Source organism: Campylobacter sp. BCW_4338 (assembly GCF_001763255.1).
GTDB lineage: Bacteria > Campylobacterota > Campylobacteria > Campylobacterales > Campylobacteraceae > Campylobacter_D > Campylobacter_D jejuni.
Genome location: NZ_MJYJ01000032.1, coordinates 1 through 2,255, shown reverse-complemented (window position 1 = coordinate 2,255; position 2,255 = coordinate 1). Strand labels below are relative to the sequence as shown.

The window sequence follows — 2,255 nt, the reverse complement described above, 5'->3', positions numbered from 1 at the left end:
CAAACTATTTAAATCTTTTCTCTACTAAAACAAGCTTTACTTGGTTTAGAGATTGGTTGCCTAATTTAAAAACTTCAGTAGAACTTGGAGCTAAGTTTAATATCAATCCTAAAGTAGAAGCTGAGGCTAGATTTGGTAATATAAAAGTAAGTGATGAGTTTGATTTACCAAGAATACAAAAATTTGTAAGCACTTCTTTTATCGTTCCTGTTAATGAAGCTTTCTATTTTAGTTTAAACTATAATGGAATGTTTGATAAAGATGGCAATACCCATACAGGATTTGCTCAGTTTAATTATCTTTGGTAATCTTATAAAAGATCATACCTTAGTTTAATTAGTTTTTACTCTCCTACTTGTTAAAAATTTCATCCTAATAATTTTAAAATTATTAGGATGGATGTTTTTATTGTATTTATTTTTGTTTTATTATTTAATTTTATAAAAATATAATTATCTTTTTATGCAACTTATAAGATAATATAGGATTTTAATTTTATTATCTAGGAAGATCATGTTTGATAAAATTCATTATTATTATTTTAATGCTAATTATGAAAAATGTTTAAACTTGAGTGAGCAATTTTTAAAAGAAAGTCCAAAATTTGCTTTAGAATTTGCTATGCTTTCTTCTTATAAACTTTCTCTTTTTCAAAAAGCTTTATATTATGCTCAAGAGCTTTTTTCTTTAAATCCTACAAGTTTTAATGGTCTTATACTTGCTAAAAGCTATATTGAAAATTTAAGATTTGATGAAGCCTTGAATTTATTACAAACACTTTTAACTCGCAAAGATGATTTAGAAGATGAACTTAAGTTAGAATTGGCTTTTATTTATAAACTGAGTAATAAACTAGAAGAATCTGAACAAATTTTCAAAGAATTACTTTCTAAAGATATGTATAATCTTAATCTATGGAAAAATTATGCAGAAATTTATTTTAAACATGATTTTACGAAGGCATTAAATGCACATGAGCACTTGTGTCATTTTATGCAAGATTTGATTGATAAACTACAAAAAGGAATCATTGCTGAACAAACCAATCTTAATTTAATTAAACTCGAAGATAGGCTTCACAGTAAAACCAAAGAAAATCTTACTATTTCTAAAATAGAAGATTTTTTAACTCATCAAATTTTACCCCAAAAAGCATACTTGCTTTTTAAGCTTTTTAGAATATCTGATTCTTTAGAACTTTTTCAATCACTACAAGAAGCCAATCAACACCATGCACAGTTTTGGCAAAACTATGCTAAGGTCTTAGAATTTAATTCAAACTATCAAGAAGCTTATTATGCTTATAAAAAATGTCTTAGTTTGGATTCTCATGCAACCTATCAATTTGATTTGGCTTATCTTTTGATGCGTATGGGAGTGGATGATAATTTTGAAGAGGGCAAGAAATATTATGAAAGCAGATTATTTTATGCTCATAATGAAACTTTTTCTACTTATCATTATAATGAAAGCTTAAAAGCTTTTAATAAATTTGGCGTTGATGCTTTTAAAAATAAAGAAGTTTTAGTATTTTGCGAGCAAGGCTTTGGCGATACTATAATGTATGCAAGATGCTTAGAAAAACTTTGCAAAATCGCTTCAAAGGTTTTATTTGCTCCTCAAAGTGCCATGTATGAAATGTTTAAAAATCAAATCAAATTTTTAAATCAAAATGATGATATTTTTAAAAATGTAAAGGTTTTAAAAAATCTACCTACAAATTTTGATTATGCTATTCCTATTTGTTCTTTGCCTTTTTTTATTGATATTAAGCTTGATGAGATTTCACGATTAAAAACACCTATATTGCCACAGAAAAAACCGCATAATCAAAGAAAAAAACTTGGTATTTTTTATGCTACTCCTAATGCTGAAAATTCTGATTTATTAAGAAATGTAAAATTTGAATTTTTATTTGATATATTAAAAGACTTAGATTATGAAATCATTTCTTTTCAAATGCAATTAAAAGAAGAATTGCCTAAGGTAATAGAAGATAGAAGCAAGCTTATAGAAAATTGGAATGATACTCTAAATTATTTATATGATATTGACTGTATGCTTAGTATTGATAGTGCTATAGCGCATTTAAGCTTAGCTATGGATATTCCTACTATAGTTCTTTTACATCCTAGATTTGATTGGCGTTGGGGAAAATTTGAAAATCCTAAAAGTTATTTTTGGCCAAAAGCAAAATGTTTTATCATAAAAGAACAAGAAGAAACAAAAAGGAATTTGCAAAAACTGATTAAAGA

The 2,255-nt window shown here is 26.0% G+C and carries 1 protein-coding gene and 1 pseudogene; both read left to right on the top strand.

The genetic code is table 11. The features are described 5' to 3' along the window. Positions 1 to 308, top strand: a pseudogene (locus AJN69_RS02835) (autotransporter outer membrane beta-barrel domain-containing protein); the annotation flags it as partial. 205 nt (positions 309 to 513) lie between these two features. Next, positions 514 to 2,255, top strand: a 1,742-nt coding sequence (locus AJN69_RS02830; RefSeq protein WP_070290195.1) for a lipopolysaccharide assembly protein LapB, incomplete at its 3' end; no start/stop codon positions are given.